The sequence below is a fragment of the Neobacillus sp. S1115 genome (genome assembly GCF_055385565.1).
The window spans coordinates 1,827,977-1,846,916 of record NZ_AP038275.1 but is presented as its reverse complement, the minus strand read 5'-3'; the positions used below and the strand labels follow the sequence as shown (position 1 = coordinate 1,846,916).

The window sequence follows — 18,940 nt, the reverse complement described above, 5'->3', positions numbered from 1 at the left end:
TTCAGCGATTTAATCACGGTTTCTCTGCTGCTTTCTTTTTTTATAAATAACTATGCCCGCTGCTGCAAATATGATAAATAGTATTATTATCGGCATATTGCCAAATATAAAAACGACCAACCCTGAAAAGAAGGATAACAACATATTGGTACTCTTCATAAACTGTTTTTTCGTTTTTTCCCAAGTATTTAGTTTTTCCTTTTCAATATCAGGAACAACAATTTTATTTTCATAGAGAGTAATATTTACCGTTGAGAAAGATGTTTGATTTTCGAGATATTTCATTTTCCCTTCGATTGTTTCAATTTCCTCTTGAACAGCCGCTAAATCTGCAGAGATTTTTAAAAGGTCTTCTGTCTTAACTGCCCCATTCATAAAAGAAAGAAGACGCTCCTCCACGACCCGTTTGGATTTTAGCCTTGACTCAAGGTCGACATATTCCTCGGTTACATCCTGCCCGGTAATATTCCGCTGGAGCACTTCAACTGCTTGCCCCTCCGCATCGTGCAAAAAGTCCTGGAAATGTTTTTGCGGGATTCTTATCTTCATATGTCCGCTGATTTGTTCTTTTCCGGCTCTTGCAACATTGGACTCAGCAATATAGCCGCCAAATTGGGCTGCTTTTTCTTCAAAAGTCCGGACAGTCCGGTCAAATTTCTTTACACGGAGTTCTAAGTCTGCCTGATAGATAACCATTTTACTTTGAACCTCTATGCTTACCGTTTCAGCAGCCTTATTTGCGGTTGATTTGTCACTAGCAGATAAAGAGGGTTTCTCAGCACTGCCCGAACCTGCAGAATCCATTTGTGCTATGTTTTCCACATTCATTTTCGCACTTTCACTTTTGCTATTGTTCGAGCTGCAGCCTGTCAGTATAACCATCAATGTCATAATAAAAATGATGAAAAGTTGTATTACCTTTTTCATATCTTAAGACACCCCTTTTTTTATAAAATAGTCCATTTTATACACTGACGATTTTATAAGGGGATGGTTACATCTTTTCCTTCTAATAAAAAATAAAATACGGTGCGTTATTAAAACAGATTCACAAGATTTATTCTGTTTTCTCTAACTCACTCAACACCCGGTTAATGCGTTTTTCGAGCATTTTTATGCCGCTGCCTCCAGCTTGGAAATGGCGGAGCCTGCCTTCTTTGTCAAACACATAGTAGGCAGGAACATATTTATTTTCAAAGGCAGCTGTCAATTTATGTTCGCTGTCGACAAAAGTCGGCTGGGTGATGCCATGTTCAGCCGCAGCCTGTTTGATATCTTTAATATTTAAATCATTCTCTGACCTTGGCATATGAATTGAGACAACATTCAATTTGTCCTTGTATTGGTCGCGAAATTGATTAATCTGCGGCATAGCTTCTTTACAAAGGTGACAGCTGATGGACCAAAAATGAAATAGGGTCGGCTTTTCACCAACTAACTCATCCTTGGTTACCTGACCATTTAGCCACTCAGCCGCCCCCACTAACTCGGGCATTTCCTCCCTTAGCCTCATCTCTTTTCCCTCCTATGAAATAGACCTAACACGAAGGTTAGGTCTCGCTAAGCATGCTTTATGATTGATTACCTTTTAAGGCAATATATTTTGTGATTACCCTTACCGCAACATCGATTGCCTCTTCACTTGGTGTTAATTTGGCATGATGCAGTCCATAGGAGGAATCGACACCGAGCCAAAACATAAATCCAGGAATTTCTTTCAGCATGTAGCCAAAGTCTTCCCCTGTCATAGCTTCTTTACATTCTACGAATTGAACCGCATCATCTTCTTTTATAAAATTTATAAATTCACTGGTCAATTCCTCGTTATTATACACCTGATGGTACATAGATCCGTAGTCAATTACTGCCTCACATTCAAAACCGGCTTCAATTCCTTTTACAATCGCTTCAATCCGATGCTTGACCTTTTTCATCGATTCCGGTGACAATGTTCGGATTGTCCCCTCTAGTCTTGCTTTCTCGGCAATAATGTTTTGAACCGTTCCTCCCGTGATTTTTCCAATCGTGATCACAGCACTATCTAATGGGTTAACATTTCGAGAAACAATGGTTTGCAGCTGATTAACAAGCTGGCAAGCAGCAATAACCATATCATTGGTTTGATGCGGATAGGCTGCATGACCTCCCTTTCCCTTCAAATCAATAAACAGTTCAGAGGTATTTGCAAACAATAATCCTTCTTTCACAGCGATGGTTCCAACTGGATACTCGGGTGCAATATGAAGCGCAAGAATCATACCTGGCATCCATTCCCGCATTTCCCCTGTCCTTAACATTGGTTCGGCACCGCCTGGACCTTCCTCAGCAGGCTGAAAAATAAATAATAAATCGTCATCAATTGGGTTCTCTACAAAAAAGGTCAGCACTCCAAGTGCAATGCTCATGTGAAAATCATGCCCGCAGGCATGCATTTGCTCGCTGTGCTGTGAAGAAAATGGAAGACCCGTTTCCTCAGGAATGGGAAGACCATCAATGTCAGTCCGATAACCAATTGTTTTTTTCGGGTTCAACCCTGAAACCTTGACAAAGAGGCCGGTTTTCCATTTTTTTATGGCAACCCGCTCTTGGGGTAATGAATGTATGTAAGCTAATAAATAGGCCTGAGTTTTATATTCTTGAAACCCAAGTTCAGGAATTTGATGAAGATCACGGCGGATTTTAACAAATGGATTCATGGTTACCACTCCAATCTATACAGAAAGCGTGGAACAATTCCACGCTTTTTTGTCTTAATTATAATTGACGAAGTGCGTCTAAAATCTCTGTTTTGGATTTTGTTTGCTCGTCAATATCTTTAATTTTTCTTGCTGGCGTTCCTGCAACCACTGTATTTGGCGGAACGTCTTGGGTAACGATTGCTCCGGCAGCGACAACCGAGCCTTTTCCAACTGTTACTCCTTCAAGAACTACGGCGTTGGCGCCAATTAAAACATCATCTTCAATAATAACCGGTTTTGCTGATGGTGGCTCAACCACTCCAGCCAATACCGCACCTGCACCAATATGACACTTCTTACCAACTGTAGCCCTGCCGCCAAGAACTGCGTTCATGTCAATCATCGTTCCTTCACCAATTACAGCCCCGATATTGATGACGGCCCCCATCATGATAATCGCATTATCGCCAATCTCTACTTGGTCACGAATAAAAGCACCTGGTTCAATCCGGGCATTAATATGCTTCATATCCAATAAAGGAATGGCTGAATTACGGCGGTCGTTTTCAACAACAAAATCTTCAATTTTTGCCTGATTTGCCTCAAGAACAGCGCTGATTTCAGACCATTCACCGAAGACAACCCCGGTATTACCATTAATGAATGCTTTTGCATTTGCTCCAAAGTCAATGCCTTCAAGCTCGCCTTTTACATAAACCTTTACTGGTGTTGATTTTTTGCTATTTTGGATAAAGGATATAATTTCATGTGCATCCATCATTTTCATTTTGTAAATCCCCCTATACTTGTACTAAAAAATACTTTAGCAAACAAAAGCGCTGAAAACAAGAAAAACATATGCTTTATTTAAGATTCTGAAACATATTCTTTAATCAACTCTACAAATGCTTGTACTTGTTTTAATTGAAAAGCCGACTCATATCCAAGAAGCCACGTATCACGGCTCAAAGGTTCATTTTTTTCATTCACAAGGGGAATTTTGCAAATATCTCTTTCTGTCTTCGTTAAGGTAATTCCAGGCAGAATAGCATAGCCAATTCCATTAAAGGCCATTTGTTTACAGGTTTCAATTTGGTCAACGACAACGGTCCTTTTCGGCGTGGTTTTAAAGTTCCGCATCCACCAATCCTGTATCTCTTGGTAATAATTAGAGTCACTCTTAAATTGGATAAACGGGCGGTCTGTATCAAGGACTTGATCTGGATTGGTGATTTCTCTATCCACCAAATACAGCGGATCATGAAACAGGTGTACCTTAACCCCTTTCCAATCAGGTGTACCGCGAATAATGCCAACATGGACCTGGTCATCATACAAACAGTTTAAAATCTCACTGCTCCATCCTGTCACTAATGAAAGCTTCACTTGGGGATATTTATCGATAAATTTCTTCAGAACTTGCGGCAGCCAGTTTTGCCCGACAATGGAGGCTACAGCAATTTTTAAAGTACCCGATACGCCCTCCTGCAGGGAGTAAATGGTTTCCCGCACCTTTTCCTCTTTTTTCAGGACCTCGTTTACAAAAGCTATCACATGTTCTCCGGCAGGGGTCAGCGCTAATCCTTTTTGTGAGCGAATAAAAAGCTTAGTCCCCCAATCCTTCTCGATGGTTTGCAGACGCTGTGAGAGGGCCGGCTGGGAAACAAACAGCCGTTCCGAGGCTTTGCGCATATTCATCTCCTGTGCCAAAACAGACAGTAATTGAAATTCCGACAATGATGACACTGTTTTTTCCCCTCCTCTTTTATCTGCAAAAAATAGCCCCCAAAAAGGGGGCCCTGCTTTTCGTAAGTTATCTATTACCGCGCTTAATAAACAAATTTAATTGATTTAAAACCGTACTTCTTGGCAAAATCCCCTCAAAAAACCCATCTTCAGTCTCAACACAAAGAAATGGGTGGGTAACGAGCAAATCTAAACATTTATTAAATGGGGTGGATATTGTGACTCTAGGCATAGATTTTTTCATAACTTCTTCTACCCGTCTTTGTTCAAGCTTTTCAAATTCAATTCTTTCGAGACCTAAAATGGAATCCATTATAATGGGTGTACTAATTAAACCATGAAGCTTGTAGGATGGATCCAAAACAGGAATAGCCGTGTAGCCGCTTTTCGTTAACACCAATAAGGCATGTTCCACACTATTTCCGATTTGTACATGTGCGACCCGCTCAGACGGGATAATCAAGTCTTTTATCATTAATTCTAGAAATTCCCCGCTGGGAAGATTAATCATCACCGAAAACTCCTCATGTTTGTTTTTCTACAGACCTATTCTATCATAGTTTTCGGACCTCATGCTAAAAATTGCGATTGCCTTGATAAAAAAAAGGAACCATACAGGCTCCTATTGAATCAAGTCAAAAATCTCGATTGTAATCATATCAATATTATCGAATTGATATCGTTTTGGCTTTTCCTTCTCAAAATAAACCTCTAACTCAAATGTTTCTGTTTTTGGATGGAAAGTGACTTGACATTTCCTCTCTCCATTAACCTCAAAATAACGCTGCGCCGGCTCTCCGCTAGCAGATTGTTCCTGAAGGTTTTTTAATCTTGTTAATATACCTTGAAGCTGTGACATGTGCTTATCTCCTTTCAAACACAAACAAGAATTCTATAAATTAGGTTTTGCATTTGACATGTTTCTATCCTAATGAATTATTTTCATCAATAAAAAAATCATCTTTTAAACATGCCAATATTAAAAGAATAAAATAACGTCCTCTATTTGTCCAAATAAAAATGAAAAAATTGGCTAAAAAATTTTCTAAACGAAAAAAGAAGGCCCTCATTGACTGAGACCTTCTCAAAAAAATCTGATGGCAATAAAAAGTATAATAAATAAAGTCAATGCAAAGAAGATGCCGTAAGATAAAAAAATAGGGTTTTTGACATATACATTTTTTTGAATTCCTTTGTCTAACTGGGTATCAAATTCACCCTCCACAGCTTTTTGCTGTCTGCCAAGGGCAAGTGTATAAATGAGGGAAACAGCCAAAATACCAACAATAAGAATGGCAACCGTCATTTCAAAAAGAGTCATTGAGCATTTCTCCTTTAAAGATAAACTATATCTTTAAATTGCCACTCCGTGACACATTCTATTCTTACAGCAATTGATCGTGTTCAAACAAATATTGGTATGAAATATCGATAAATAAATATTCACTTCCAGTGATTGGAAACGAAAAGGTTCGAATCGGCTCGCCGGTTTCAATATCACTATATAGGTCCGACAATATGCCTTTTCTTTCATTCCGCATTTTGATGATATTCTCTAGAAAATACGGTCTCCAGCTCCAGTTTTTATTGATATATTCGGTCTGGATGCTCCAGCCTCCGTCTTTCTTAAAAAGATTAGCCGACTTTTGAAAGCCGTCTTCATCACAAATATATAACCGAAAGACGATGTGATCCATTTCTTTTCCCAGGACATGCAGGAGCTCTTCAAAACCGGACTTCCGGTTTTTCGTTACAATTTCCTGAACCCTTGCTTGAAAATATTCAGCAGTTGTATAAACAGCTTCCAATTTTCTTTTTTCATATACAATAAAGTCATGGAACTTTTCCTTTAATCGGGGTTTTAAGAACTCCCGGCTGATAAATTCCGCGGCTGGAGGGTGCAAATAATAACCCTGATAATAACGGCCGCCATTTTTCCAAGCAAACTGCAGCTGGTAGCTCATCTCAATATTTTCAAACAAGAGCGTTGCACCAATTTTTCTAGCAAGGACCGACACGGAAAATAAAACATCATTGAAATTGGTACCAATTGAGGTTGATTTTAAAGCTTCTAAATTAATTTTTAAAATGTCCGGTTCAAGCTCCCCGATTCGTTCGAAAAAACGGTTTTCACTGCCAAGATTTGCAATGGCAATTTTAATTCCATAGGTCCGATAATATTGCAAAAGGTTATCAAATTGGTCTAAATCCCCTGAGTATTTGTGATCAGAAATTTCAAGAACTATTCGACTTAACCTAAAACCCTTGCTTTCGAATTCTAAAAGCTCCTGAAGAAATGGTTCTCCATGTCCATACATAAGCAGCTCAGCATTCCGGTTCAAGAATATGCTGACATCTTCATCCAGCTCCTCTGCCTTTTCCAGCGCTTTTCGAACTAAAAGCAAATCAACTTCGAATTTATATTCTTCAGGAATTTGTTCATCACAAAAAAACGGACCTAAGCTTATAACATTTTCTGCTGATTTATATCTTCCTAATACTTCATAGGCGATTACACGCTGTTCATCGGCACTAAAAATCGGCTGGAAATAAGGAAAAACATCATTTAGATTTGAGAGTATTTCCAGTGCATCCATCCAAAGTACCTCCAAAAAATTGTTAATTTCATTATACCATACGCACAGGTATTACCTTCTGTTCTTTGCCAAAAGGATACCATTATAACTCTAAAGAAACAATCAAACAATATTCTTAGCTCTTCAAAAGAGGAGGTAAGGATGTGAAAAAGCTAAGTCTGTTCGCTTTAATCCTTCCATTGCTTGGATGCAGCCATGTTGATGAAAATACCGAAGTGAGTTCTAAGCAAAACAATATTAAGCAAGAGCCTCCGATCATTGAGGATGAAAAACCCAAGAACGTTGCTTCTACAAAAGAGGATAATCGCTCCTATAATTTAAATGACCTAAACAGTCAGATCATAAATATAAGCCAAGAAGAGGAAACAGCAAAGCCCTTTGTAAAAAAGGACTCCACTTTATTGGACGTTATCATAATCAGGCAAACCCCTGAGCTTAGAAACGGATGTGAAGTGACCAGCCTTGCAATGATGCTAAACTACGCCGGGATTCAAACAAACAAAATGGAGTTGTACCGGCTGATAAAAAAAGACCCCGATCCGCTCATCAAATCACCAAAAGGTGATTTCTTGCATTGGGGGAATCCCGATCACGGATTTGTTGGTGATATGACCGGCAAACAACCGGGGTATGCTGCTTTTGAGCAGCCAATGATTGATTTAATAAATCAAAAGCTGCCGGGGAGAGCCGTTAATTTGACCAAGCAGCCATTTGAAAAAATATTGGAACATGTGTCAAGTGGGTTTCCTGTCGTGATCTGGACAACAGGTGATTACCGGCTCCCAGATCGGTGGGAAGCATGGAATCATGGAAAAGAATCTATAAAAACACCGCTTGATTTACACGTCGTCTTGCTCGTCGGCTATGACGAGGGTCATGTATATCTGAATGATCCACTTTCAGGAAAAAAACAAGTCAAAGTAAACAAAGATCAATTTATCGCTTCATGGAATGCCTTAGAAAATCGTGCAGTCAGCTACAAATAAACGACAAAGAGCAGCCACCCAGGCTGCTCTTGCTGTTGAAAAACTTTCGATATCCTTTTATTTTGCTTTTTTTAATGATACACCGATTGTTTCAATATTATTAATGTTTAAGCTTTTCAACAAGTCTGTTGATTGGCACTCCAGGCACTTCGCTTTCCGCGGGACCTCCCCGCGGAAAGCGAGTGCCCGGAGTGGAAATCAGCAGGCCTATTTGCAGAGACAATCATATAAATTTAGACAAAACAAAAAGCAGTCGTCCAGGCTGCTTTTTATTGGTATCTTTTATGATTTTTCAGAATAAACACTAACATGAGCCTTTAATCTTGCAATAAGCTTTATTTTTTCTGAAAATACATAAGGGACTCTAATAAAAAAAATAGGCTGGTAATAAAAATGTTTCAAAATTTAACTCGGAGGACGTTTATTAAAAGAACAATTGGTTCCCTGCTAACAGTCCTCGGAATGGGGGCAGGGGGATATTATTATGCAAATCGAATTGAACCATCTCTTCTTGAAATTAAAGAGTTGGAAATCATCCATGAACGAATTCCCAGCAGCTTTAATGGAAAAAAAATAGTCCAATTCAGCGACACCCATCTTGGTTTTCAATATACCTTGGATAAGTTTACAGGTTTAGTTGATACCATCAATGACCTCCAGCCAGACATTATTGTTTTTACGGGCGATTTAATGGACGAGCCAAATAAATATTTGGAAACGAATCAGCTCGCGCCAATTCTAAAGAAATTGCATGCGCCATTAGGAAAGTATTGTATATATGGGAACCATGATCATGGCGGTTATGGCTCAGAAATATATCGGGAAATTATGAACACAGCGGGTTTTACTATCCTGTTAAATTCGGCAGTTTCAGTTACCTTAGCGGATAACAGTTTTATCAGCCTGCTTGGGATTGATGACCGCATGTTAGGCAGACCTGATATAACGACAGCGATAAAAAATGTGCCAAATAATTGTTTTAAAATATTATTATCACACGCGCCAGATATGGCCGATACGGCAAGTTCATACCCCATCGACTGGCAGCTGAGCGGACACAGTCACGGCGGTCAGGTTAAACTTCCGTTTATAGGCGCTCTTGTTATACCGCCTTTTGCGAAGATTTATCAGGAAGGTCATTACATTGTCCGCGGCGGCCATGAGCTAAATCTTTATGTAAATAGGGGAATCGGAACGACACGCCTGCCTTTCCGATTTATGGCCAAGCCAGAGCTTACAGTGTTTACTTTAAAAAGTTAAAAAACGATTTTCCAGCAAGGCTGGCGGGATAGGCTCTGAATAATAAAAGCCTTGAATTTTGTGGCAGCCTGCCTGAATCAAAAATTCAGCCTGTTCTTTCCTCTCAACGCCCTCGGCAATCACTTCAAGGCCAAGGCTTCTGCCAAGGTGGATAATGGTCGATGTGATTGCCGCATCCTTATCATCGTCTAATATCTCCTTGATGAACGATTGGTCGATTTTCAGACAATCAATCGGGAACCTTTTCAAATAGTTTAACGATGAATACTCTGTTCCAAAATCATCTACTGAAATTAAAAGCCCCAAGTCTTTTAGCTTTCTTATCAGGGGGATTGTTTCCTTCATGTCCCGCATAATGCCTTCAGTAATTTCAATTTCTAATGATGTAGGCTGAATTGAATATTTATTAATCATCGATTGAATAAAAGAAACCAAATTAGGCTGTTGAAATTGTTTCGGTGAAATATTTATGGCAATCCGTATACCCATGATCCCTTTATCATTCCAGCTTTTAATCTGTTTACAGGCATTTTCTATTACCCAATTCCCTATGGAAACAATAAGGCCTGTATCTTCAGCGATTGGAATAAAAACCCCTGGAGAAATCCAGCCGAATTCTGTATTCTTCCAGCGCAGAAGCGCCTCAAAAGATGCAGCTTTCCCGGTCCGGACATCTATTTGGGGCTGATAATACAATGTAAGCTCGCCCCTGTCTATCGCTCTTCTTAGATGAGTTTCCAGAGTTACAATATTGGTAAATAACGAATTCATATCTGATCGATAAAATTGGTAATGGGCCCGGCCTCTCTCCTTAACGCGAAAAAGCGCCTCATCTGCATTCTTAATTAACATTTCTGCATCCTTCCCATCATTCGGGTACATGCTGATTCCAATGCTTGGAGAGATAAAATACTCATGGGCATTAAAATAAAAGGATCGAGAAAAAGAAGTAAGCAGCTTTCCTACAAAAAAATTAGCCCCGGAGCGATTTGTGTTAAGCAATAGAATAGTAAACTCATCCCCGCCAACCCGGTAAATAAAACAGCATTCATTCTGGAATTGTAATAACCGGTTGGAAACCTGCTTTAAAATTTCATCACCAGCCAAATGTCCAAGCGTATCGTTCAAATATTTAAATCTGTCCAAGTCAATTGAGATTAAGGCGAACTCATCTGCCGGATGATGGTCAGTCGGGATACGTTCATTTAAATGTTCTAGCAGTGCCCGGCGGTTATATAATCCTGTCAATTGATCATGAAATGCCATGAATTTTATCATTTCCATGTTTTTTGCCTGCTCTGACAAATCCCTTAAAATTATGTAGACCCCGTTTATTTCCCCGTATACGACAATTGGTACTGTTTTTATATGTACAATGAGCCGTTTCCCTTTATTGTTCAAAATTTTACAATCCAGTGACTCAAGAGAAAAACCGGAACATGTCTCTTCGATAAGACCTTTAAACTTTTCCAAATCATGGTCATCAATTAAATCATAAATCGACCGATTTGACAGATGCCTTTCCAATGACCCCGTCAAAACAGCAGCAGCCGGGTTTGCTTCGATTATTTTTCCTTCCGGGCTAATGATAATAATTGCATCCAAGTTATGATCAACTATAGACCGATGACGCTGCTCACTTTCGGCGATTCTTTTTCTCTCAAGGGACCATTCGGTAATATCCCTTGTAACTGCAACAATATAACAGATGGCGTTATCCTCATCATAGATTGGAGTTAAGATGGATTCCCCGTAAACCTCTTTCCCGTTATCTCCATAAAATACATCGTCAAAAGTAATTATTTCCCTTTTTTTCAATAGTTTCTCATACATTCGCTGAAGCGATTTGGCAAAAGCCTCTGGCAGAACATCCTGAAAAGACCTCCCTATCGCCTCCACATTTAAGTTTGCCTTTCTCATTCCCGCCTCATTGATAAACAGGTATCGAAAGCTTGGGCCATCTTCCACTTTGACGACAAATACCATATCCTGTATATATTGAAAAATAATATCGAAGATGATTTCCTGTATTTTAGGCCCGGCTTTCCCGGATTCAATTTCACTTATAAAAAACTGATTGAATTGGGTCATTTCATCATCCTCACGAACAAAATAAAATTTTTTCCTTATCCTATACCATATTTCTAAATTTATTTTACAACGAAATAATTTGATTGGAAGTAATTTATAGAAAATAATGACTATTCTACGAAAGTTTTTCCTCTTTTACTTATTCTATTTCTATTTTCCTAAAAAAAACGGTATAATATAATTGTCTAAAAAAGAAAGGAGATATGATTTTGAATCCCGACCAGAAATCCCCCCATAAAAAAGTAAACCTAACCATCGAAAACCTCTCACAAGCTGTCTTTATCGTGAATCGGCATGCAAAGACAGCGCCAAATCCCAAGTTTTTGTATAAACTAAAACAAGAATCATTAAAGAAATTAATTGAAGAAGGAAAAGCAAAAAAAGTCGGTCTTCACTTTTCCGAACATCCCAGAAATAGTCAGCAGCAATCCGATGTTTTAGTAGAATGCGGAAATTACCTATTTCACATTCCGCCTACTAAGAGTGACTTTATGGATCTTCCTCATTTAGGAAAATTGGACGGACATATCCGAAATCCAAAGGCAGTACTATCCCTTAATACAGCAAAAGCCCTGCTGCAGACCTATACAGGCATAACCGAGTTAGATCCTCCGCCAGGCAGCCCGAGAAAAAGGCCTCGGACCTATCAAAAACCGATCTTTAAAAAATTGGGTGAAAGATATTCATAGTGGTTTAAAAGCCGGACTTTTCCGGCCTTTTTCATTTGTTCTAAATAGTAGAAACATCTATTGTAAATATTCTATAATTAAGCAAAATAACTTTTATTGATTTTATCTCGGGAAGGACGGACAATTTTGGAGCATTTACTTAATGAACGTGTAAAAAATATTGAAATTTCAGGGATTCGAAGGTTTTCCAATATGGTTTCCCATGTTGAGGACGTGATTTCCTTAACAATCGGGCAGCCTGATTTTCCTACCCCGGAGCATGTAAAAAAGGCGGGTATCGAAGCAATTACTGATAATTTTACCTCTTATACACATAATGCCGGCACAATAGAATTAAGAAAGGCTGCTTGTGAATTTGTAAAGAAGAAGTATCATTTGGACTTTCAGCCGGAATCGGAAGTAATCGTCACAATGGGAGCTAGTGAAGCAATTGACATTGCTTTAAGGACCATCTTAACGGAAGGCACCGAGGTTATTTTACCCGGACCGATATACCCGGGTTACGAACCAGTGATTCGAATGATGGGGGCACAGCCGGTCTATTGCGATATTCGCGAAAATCAGTTTCGCTTCACGCTGAATATGATAAAACCATACATAACAGAAAAGACTCGCTGCATCGTCCTCCCTTATCCATCAAATCCTACCGGAGTAAGTCTAAACGAAGGAGAGCTACGGGAAATAGCGGATTATTTAAGGGATAAAGATATTTTCGTTCTTGCCGACGAAATATACAGCGAGCTTTCCTATAACCAGACGCACTATTCGATCGCAAGCTTTCTTAAAGAACAAACAATCGTCATTAACGGATTATCCAAGTCCCATTCAATGACGGGCTGGCGAATCGGCTTTTTGTTTGCTCCCGAAAGTATTGCCAAGCATATCTTAAAGGTTCATCAATATAATGTTTCCTGTGCAAATTCCATTGCTCAAAAAGCTGCATATGAGGCGCTTACAGCAGGGATTGATGATGCCCTTTCCATGAAAAAGGAATATGAAAAGCGTCGTGATTATGTCTATCAGCGCCTTGAGACAATGGGTTTTGAAGTGGTCAAGCCAGACGGGGCCTTTTACTTCTTTATAAAAATTCCAAGCACGATTGCTTTGAATAGCTTTGATTTTGCGGTTAAACTTGTGAATGACGCAAAGGTAGCAGTAGTACCCGGCAGTGCTTTTTCTGAATACGGAGAAGGATATTTCCGTTTATCCTTTGCCTGCTCAATGGGCACGCTTGAAGAAGGACTAAATCGAATCGAACAGTTCCTAAAAAAGTAAAAGAGGCCAATCAGCCTCTTTTACTTTTTTAGGGATTCAACCCTTATATTTTCCGTTATTTTTCGCAGCTTTTACCTTTTTTGCCTTATCATGGTGAATTTTATTCGTATCGGCAGAGCCCATTTCGTGGGCAAATTCTTCATTTAATACTGCAGAATCAAAACCCTTTTTGTTTTTTTGCTGCGGGTCGTTTTTCTTTGTTCGCTTTGCCATAAACATACCTCCTATTTTAGTTTCTAGAATAGTTTCATGTAGGCAGGAGGTATTTATGCCTGGCAGTTTGTGGCCGGTCCGCTAATTTTTCCAGTACTTATATAAAGCTTGAGTACCGCTGCTTTCTTCACCCAGCGAAGCCAGTTTATCATACATGGATTTTGCCAAAGCCAATCCTGGCACTTCCATATCCATACGTTCAGCCTCATCCAAGGCTATTTTCATATCCTTAATAAAATGCTTTATGTAAAATCCAGGCTCAAAATCCCCTTTTAACATTCTCGGCGCCAGATTGCTCAATGACCAGCTTCCTGCAGCACCTGCTGTGATACTTTTTAAAACAGTTTCAGGATCAAGTCCTGCCTTTTCTGCATAAATAATGGCTTCACAGACACCTATCATATTAGAAGCAATCGCAATTTGGTTGCACATCTTGGTATGCTGTCCTGCTCCTGCCTGTCCTTGGTAAACAATATTGGTTCCCAACAATTTTAATAGCGGGTGAACGGCTTCAAAGGCATCGTAGTCTCCGCCAATCATAATGGAGAGCTTTGCATCCCTAGCACCGATATCACCGCCGGAAACAGGAGCATCAATCGTATGGATGTCTCTTTTTTTAGCCTCATTGTATATTTTTTCAGCCAGAGAAGGTGAAGAAGTCGTCATATCAATATAATAGCTGCCCGGAATTCCATTTGGAATTAATCCGTTTTCACCCAAATAGACCTCCTCAACATCGTTTGGGTACCCTACCATCGTAATGACCACGTTTGCCTTTTCAGCAACGGCCCTCGGGGTTTCCACCCATAAAGCTCCTTTTTCAATTAATCCTGCAGCTTTGTCTTTTGTTCTCGAATAAACCATTACAGGGAATCCGGCAGCGAGCAGATGACCTGCCATACTTTTACCCATCACACCTATTCCAATAAAACCGATTACTGTATTATCTGGTGTTAACAAAAAAATCTCTCCTCTCGTCTTTTGCTTTTATTTTAGCATTTTCCGCCAATATTATCGTAATAAAAAAGACCGAAACTTTTTATTCCGGTCTTAAAGTTCAGACGAAAAATTTGTTAAAAAGGATCTGCCAAAGACCTTTTTGTTATTGAACACTTCGATAGAGACAGCGTTATTCTGTTCAATCATATTTTGAAGCTCTTGGATATACAAATCCTTTTGCAGCGGAATCGGGTCCATAAAAATATATTTCTCCTTTTTCCCCTTAACGTCTATATATTCTCCGTTAAGGACCTGCTCCTCACCATAGACAATTTCCCGCCTGCCGATGGCAGCTGCCAAGCGGTTATCGTGGATGGTTACTTTCACCTTATATAATTGGTGTCCCTCCAAAATTTCATTGTTTATTCGAAAGCGAAATTGGATTTCGTTATTTTTGGTTAACAGAGCATCCGCATAACGGTTTGCAATTAATTCATTAGAAGTCAGTATTCCACATCCGCTTAATAAAACAGACCCGAAAATGATATAGAGGCCTAAAATAATCTTAATGTTTTTATTCATTTTGAACCACTCCTTTATATCTTCCACCATCGCCAAAATTTTTTGGTGTTAAACATAAAGGGGAATATAAATTCGATAGCTTTTTATTTCTCATGGTTCAATGAATAACCGCATTATTTATTTAGTATTATAGGCCTTACAACAGGTCTGTTGATTTGCGCTCCAGGCACTTCGCTTTCCGTGGGCGTGACGGGGAGCCTCCTCGTCGCTTCGCTCCTGCGGGGTCTCCCCTGCCCCGTACTCCCACAGGAGTCTTCGTGCCTTCCGCGCAAATCAACAGGTGTATTCATAGTGAACTTAAACACACAATTAATAAAAAAAAAAGTAGGAAATTACATATTTATTCCAAAAGGAGTCGAGCCAAAGTAAAGAGGATAAATGCCTTATATGTGACTGATTGCTTTAAGTGTTTACTGGTACGGGAGGCTATAGCCTCTATATGCGACCGAACGCTTCAAGGATTTCCTAGTTCGGGAGGTTATAGATATAGCCATACAAAAAGGGGCTGCCCCTAAAAGTTACACTTTTGGGACAGCCTCCATCACACTTAGTTATTAGAATGTATGAGCTAAATCTTTTGCGCGTGCAATTGCTTTTTCTTTGATTTCCTGAGCCTTGTCAGGCATGGCATTATGACCTTCCACAAACAGTCCTTCGAAGGAAGGCACACCGAAGAAACTCATCATGACACTAATATAACGGTGCCCCATTTCTAGATCTGCTGCCGGCCCTGTGGAATAAAAGCCTCCTCTGGCTTGAATATGTAATGCCTTTTTATCGGTTAACAGACCAATCGGACCCTTTTCCGTATATTTAAAAGTTTTACCCGCAACCGCCACGGAATCAAAATATGCCTTCATGACAGGAGGAAATGAGAAATTCCATAGAGGGGAAACAAAAACATACTTGTCTGCAGCAATAAATTGCTCGCTTAACTCATTTAAGCGGCCGACTTTTGCTTTTTCGTCTGCTGATAAATCATCAAATGACTGTCCGGAACGCAGCTTTCCCCATCCACTGAACACATCCACATCAATCTCAGGAATATTTTCAGAATATAGATCCAAATGGATCACTTCGTCATTAGGATTAACTTGTTTGTAAGTGTCAATAAATGCTTTGCCTACTGCCATACTATAAGATTGAGCCTCATCATGAGGGTGAGCTGTGATATATAAAACCTGTGCCATGTCATTCACCTTTCTCGTTGATTGATATACATAGTCTGATTCAAAATCATATTTTTTAACCAATCAAAATTTATCTCAGTTTGAAACGATTTAAAATCAAGGTAACTTTAAAATAAAAACTTTAACGTATCAATTATTTTGCTTTTGAAACATAAAAAAAGGATTTGTCATTTTGACAAATCCAATAGTAATTTTTATTCAGTTACGTCAACCGAATAAGGATTTTGACCTACGTTTTTTCTCATTTCATCTGTCATTAGAAAAGGTTCATTAACATTTACTTCATTTTCTGCATGTTCAAGATGGAAACTGCCGTCATAATGTACTGGTTTTTGTTCCATAATACTACCCACTCCCACAATGATTTACACTTAAGATGCCCAAGTTTCATTCAAATTACCTAGAAAACTTTCGAAATTCCTCATACTATCGACATCGCATGAAGTTAAAGTTCAGGTCTTTGTGACTAATATTATAACTGAAAATTCTTTGAAAGAACATAATAAATTGAAAATAAAAACAGTTAAAAAGGACTAGCCATATTAGCCAGTCCTTTTGAAAGATATGTTGAGTTTTCAATTATTTTACAGCTGCATTTACTGCTTCAATTACTTGATCGGTTGTCTGCATGTTCAAGACTTTCTGCACAAGCTTTTCCATATCAGATTTCTGTAAATTTTTGATTAATGAGCGTGCTTTAAGAATGGAAGTGGCGCTCATTGAAAATTCGTTAAGTCCAAGACCGAGTAGAATTGGAATCGCTGTTTCGTCGCCAGCCATTTCTCCGCACATACCTGCCCATTTACCTTCTGCGTGAGCAGCATCGATGACCATTTTTACTAATCGTAAAATTGATGGGCTATATGGCTGGTATAGATAGGAGACACGCTGATTCATGCGGTCGGCTGCCATTGTATATTGAATCAAATCATTAGTACCAATACTGAAGAAATCTACTTCTTTGGCGAATTGATCAGCTAGAACCGCAGTCGATGGAATTTCAACCATGATACCAAGTTCAATTTTTTCAGCAACTTTTTGCCCGCCTGAGATTAATTTTTGCTTTTCCTCTTCAAGAATGGCTTTTGCTGCCCTGAATTCATCTAGAGTGGCAATCATTGGAAACATAATTTTCAAGTTTCCGTATACACTTGCGCGTAATAAGGCCTTAAGCTGTGTCCGAAAAATCCCTTGCTCTTCCAGACATAAACGAATCGCTCGGAAGCCTAAGAATGGATTCATCTCTTTCGGTACTTCCAAGTATGGAAGTTCTTTGTCGCCGCCTATGTCCAATGTCCGAACTACAACTGGCTTTCCTTCCATGCCTTCTAGGACTGCCTTATATGCCTCGAACTGTTCTTCCTCTGTTGGCAGCTGATCTCGGCCCATATAAAGGAATTCAGTCCGATAGAGGCCAACTCCCTCGCCGCCGTTTTCTTTGACTCCTTTTAAATCTTTTGGAGTACCGATGTTCGCAGCCAGTTCAACGTGATGCCTGTCAGCGGAAACAGTAGGCTCGTTGACAAGCTTGGCCCATTCAGCTTTTTGCGTTTCGAAGTCTTCATGAACTTTCTTGTACTGCTCCACGAGTTCAGGGGTTGGGTTAATATGTACTTCACCCTTTAGCCCATCGACAATGACCAAATCGCCATTTTGAATTTCTTCGGTAGCTGTCTTGGTTCCAACCACAGCTGGAATTTCCAGTGAGCGCGCCATAATAGCGGAGTGGGATGTCCGTCCGCCAATATTTGTTGTAAACCCTTTTACAAATTGTCGGTTTAATTGTGCTGTGTCCGAAGGGGTCAGATCTTCTGAAACGATAATGACTTCATCCGCAATCATGCTTGGATTTGGCAGCTGCACGCCTAACAAATGAGCTAGTACGCGCTTAGTCACGTCGCGGATATCCGCAGCACGCTCCTTCATGTATTCATTATCCATTTGTTCGAACATCATTACAAACATATCCGCAGTTTCTTTAAGGGCTGCTTCTGCATTTACGTTCTCGGACCCGATCTTATCTTCAATCGGATTATTTAATTCTGGATCACTTAAAACAAGGAGATGCGCTTCAAAAATGGCTGCCTTATCAGGGCCAAGGTCAACCTTTGCTCGGTCGCGAATGATTTCAAGTTCAGACTTCGCTTTTGCCATGGCGTCACGAAAACGTGCTACTTCAGATGAAGCATCTTCAACTTTTTTCTGTTCAAATGATAAATCTGGTTCAACAAGACGGTATGCCTTCGCAATGGCAATACCATTTGATGCAGCAATACCCTGTAAAAAAGCCATTATTCAGCCAATCCTTCTTTTCTCAATGTTTCTTCCAGGCTGTTTAATGCGTCGTTTGCATCGCTGCCTTCCGCCGTAATTTTGATTTCGGCTCCCTTGCCAATGCCAAGGGACATAACGCCCATAATCGACTTTAAGTTAACTGTTTTCCCTTTATGTTCAAGATTGATTTCTGAATCAAATCTGCTAGCTGTTTGGACTAAAAGTGTTGCTGGTCTAGCATGAATTCCTGTATCTGCTGTTACTGTAAATTGTTTTTCTGCCATCTTCAATCAAACTCCTTTTTTTATGTAGATAAATAAAAATTAATGCTCACTTTCATAAAATAGCCAAAATACCTTCTTTAGTCAAATAAGACATTAAAGAAATAAAGTAAAGAATTTAAATTTATTTTCCCCTGAA

Annotated in this window: 21 protein-coding genes; 4 read left to right on the top strand and 17 right to left on the bottom strand. The window is 39.4% G+C overall.

What is annotated here, in order from left to right:
* Nucleotides 1-9: 9 nt before the first annotated feature.
* From ACZ5B7_RS09065 to ACZ5B7_RS09025, 9 genes are all read right to left on the bottom strand, one after another.
* A complete protein-coding gene (locus ACZ5B7_RS09065) occupies nucleotides 10-927 on the bottom strand; it encodes a DUF4349 domain-containing protein (RefSeq protein WP_464493508.1) in 918 nt (305 codons plus the stop codon).
* Nucleotides 928-1,057: 130 nt separating this feature from the next.
* Nucleotides 1,058-1,513 (bottom strand): TlpA family protein disulfide reductase, encoded by a 456-nt coding sequence (locus ACZ5B7_RS09060; protein WP_423801591.1) that lies wholly within the window; start codon nucleotides 1,511-1,513, stop codon nucleotides 1,058-1,060.
* Between the two features lie 58 nt (nucleotides 1,514-1,571).
* Nucleotides 1,572-2,696 carry an N-acetyldiaminopimelate deacetylase gene (locus ACZ5B7_RS09055; protein ID WP_464493507.1) on the bottom strand — a complete coding sequence of 375 codons (1,125 nt, stop codon included), beginning with the start codon at nucleotides 2,694-2,696 and terminating at the stop codon, nucleotides 1,572-1,574.
* Between the two features lie 58 nt (nucleotides 2,697-2,754).
* Entirely contained in the window at nucleotides 2,755-3,465 is a 711-nt protein-coding gene (gene dapD, locus ACZ5B7_RS09050; protein WP_423801589.1) for a 2,3,4,5-tetrahydropyridine-2,6-dicarboxylate N-acetyltransferase, read from the bottom strand.
* An 80-nt stretch (nucleotides 3,466-3,545) separates the two neighbouring features.
* Nucleotides 3,546-4,424, bottom strand: coding sequence for a LysR family transcriptional regulator (locus tag ACZ5B7_RS09045; RefSeq protein ID WP_464493506.1), 879 nt, complete (start codon nucleotides 4,422-4,424; stop codon nucleotides 3,546-3,548).
* Between the two features lie 67 nt (nucleotides 4,425-4,491).
* Complete coding sequence (gene cbpB, locus ACZ5B7_RS09040; RefSeq protein ID WP_464493505.1) at nucleotides 4,492-4,935, bottom strand: cyclic-di-AMP-binding protein CbpB; 444 nt, start codon at nucleotides 4,933-4,935, stop codon at nucleotides 4,492-4,494.
* A gap of 111 nt (nucleotides 4,936-5,046) precedes the next feature.
* Nucleotides 5,047-5,283: a YkuJ family protein gene (locus tag ACZ5B7_RS09035; protein WP_213116496.1), complete on the bottom strand. Its 237-nt coding sequence runs from the start codon at nucleotides 5,281-5,283 to the stop codon at nucleotides 5,047-5,049.
* 225 nt (nucleotides 5,284-5,508) lie between these two features.
* The gene (locus ACZ5B7_RS09030) at nucleotides 5,509-5,745 is read right to left on the bottom strand and encodes a type II secretion system protein (protein WP_213116497.1); all 237 of its coding nucleotides are present in this window, start codon (nucleotides 5,743-5,745) and stop codon (nucleotides 5,509-5,511) included.
* 64 nt (nucleotides 5,746-5,809) lie between these two features.
* Complete coding sequence (locus ACZ5B7_RS09025; protein ID WP_464493504.1) at nucleotides 5,810-7,021, bottom strand: EAL domain-containing protein; 1,212 nt, start codon at nucleotides 7,019-7,021, stop codon at nucleotides 5,810-5,812.
* A 143-nt stretch (nucleotides 7,022-7,164) separates the two neighbouring features.
* Here ACZ5B7_RS09025 and ACZ5B7_RS09020 point away from each other — a divergent pair, with 143 nt between their 5' ends.
* Together ACZ5B7_RS09020 and ACZ5B7_RS09015 are read left to right on the top strand one after the other, a co-directional pair.
* On the top strand, nucleotides 7,165-8,007 hold the full coding sequence (locus ACZ5B7_RS09020; RefSeq protein ID WP_464493503.1) for a C39 family peptidase: 843 nt from the start codon (nucleotides 7,165-7,167) through the stop codon (nucleotides 8,005-8,007).
* Between the two features lie 393 nt (nucleotides 8,008-8,400).
* On the top strand, nucleotides 8,401-9,267 hold the full coding sequence (locus tag ACZ5B7_RS09015; RefSeq protein WP_464493502.1) for a metallophosphoesterase: 867 nt from the start codon (nucleotides 8,401-8,403) through the stop codon (nucleotides 9,265-9,267).
* Here ACZ5B7_RS09015 and ACZ5B7_RS09010 read toward each other — a convergent pair.
* Nucleotides 9,256-11,358 (bottom strand): sensor domain-containing protein, encoded by a 2,103-nt coding sequence (locus tag ACZ5B7_RS09010; protein WP_464493501.1) that lies wholly within the window; start codon nucleotides 11,356-11,358, stop codon nucleotides 9,256-9,258. The genes ACZ5B7_RS09015 and ACZ5B7_RS09010 overlap by 12 nt on opposite strands.
* A 209-nt stretch (nucleotides 11,359-11,567) precedes the next feature.
* On the opposite strand from ACZ5B7_RS09010, the gene ACZ5B7_RS09005 reads away from it, so the two are divergent.
* Both ACZ5B7_RS09005 and ACZ5B7_RS09000 read left to right on the top strand, forming a co-directional pair.
* Nucleotides 11,568-12,047, top strand: a complete 480-nt coding sequence (locus ACZ5B7_RS09005; RefSeq protein ID WP_464493500.1) for a YkyB family protein — start codon at nucleotides 11,568-11,570, stop codon at nucleotides 12,045-12,047.
* A 126-nt stretch (nucleotides 12,048-12,173) separates the two neighbouring features.
* Entirely contained in the window at nucleotides 12,174-13,322 is a 1,149-nt protein-coding gene (locus ACZ5B7_RS09000; protein ID WP_464493499.1) for an aminotransferase A, read from the top strand.
* A gap of 36 nt (nucleotides 13,323-13,358) precedes the next feature.
* On the opposite strand, the gene ACZ5B7_RS08995 is transcribed toward ACZ5B7_RS09000, so the two are convergent.
* The 7 genes from ACZ5B7_RS08995 to ACZ5B7_RS08965 form a co-directional block, all read right to left on the bottom strand.
* A complete protein-coding gene (locus tag ACZ5B7_RS08995; protein WP_213116503.1) occupies nucleotides 13,359-13,535 on the bottom strand; it encodes a hypothetical protein in 177 nt (58 codons plus the stop codon).
* 81 nt (nucleotides 13,536-13,616) lie between these two features.
* Entirely contained in the window at nucleotides 13,617-14,495 is an 879-nt protein-coding gene (locus ACZ5B7_RS08990; protein WP_464493498.1) for an NAD(P)-dependent oxidoreductase, read from the bottom strand.
* A 90-nt stretch (nucleotides 14,496-14,585) separates the two neighbouring features.
* On the bottom strand, nucleotides 14,586-15,056 hold the full coding sequence (locus tag ACZ5B7_RS08985; protein ID WP_464493497.1) for a hypothetical protein: 471 nt from the start codon (nucleotides 15,054-15,056) through the stop codon (nucleotides 14,586-14,588).
* Between the two features lie 554 nt (nucleotides 15,057-15,610).
* Nucleotides 15,611-16,246 (bottom strand): FMN-dependent NADH-azoreductase, encoded by a 636-nt coding sequence (locus ACZ5B7_RS08980; RefSeq protein ID WP_464493496.1) that lies wholly within the window; start codon nucleotides 16,244-16,246, stop codon nucleotides 15,611-15,613.
* 194 nt (nucleotides 16,247-16,440) lie between these two features.
* Entirely contained in the window at nucleotides 16,441-16,587 is a 147-nt protein-coding gene (locus ACZ5B7_RS08975; RefSeq protein ID WP_464493495.1) for a hypothetical protein, read from the bottom strand.
* A gap of 238 nt (nucleotides 16,588-16,825) precedes the next feature.
* Nucleotides 16,826-18,538 (bottom strand): phosphoenolpyruvate--protein phosphotransferase, encoded by a 1,713-nt coding sequence (gene ptsP / locus ACZ5B7_RS08970; protein ID WP_464493494.1) that lies wholly within the window; start codon nucleotides 18,536-18,538, stop codon nucleotides 16,826-16,828.
* Nucleotides 18,538-18,804 carry a phosphocarrier protein HPr gene (locus ACZ5B7_RS08965; protein WP_213116509.1) on the bottom strand — a complete coding sequence of 89 codons (267 nt, stop codon included), beginning with the start codon at nucleotides 18,802-18,804 and terminating at the stop codon, nucleotides 18,538-18,540. The genes ptsP and ACZ5B7_RS08965 overlap by 1 nt, the downstream gene beginning before the upstream one ends.
* Between the last annotated feature and the right edge of the window lie 136 nt (nucleotides 18,805-18,940).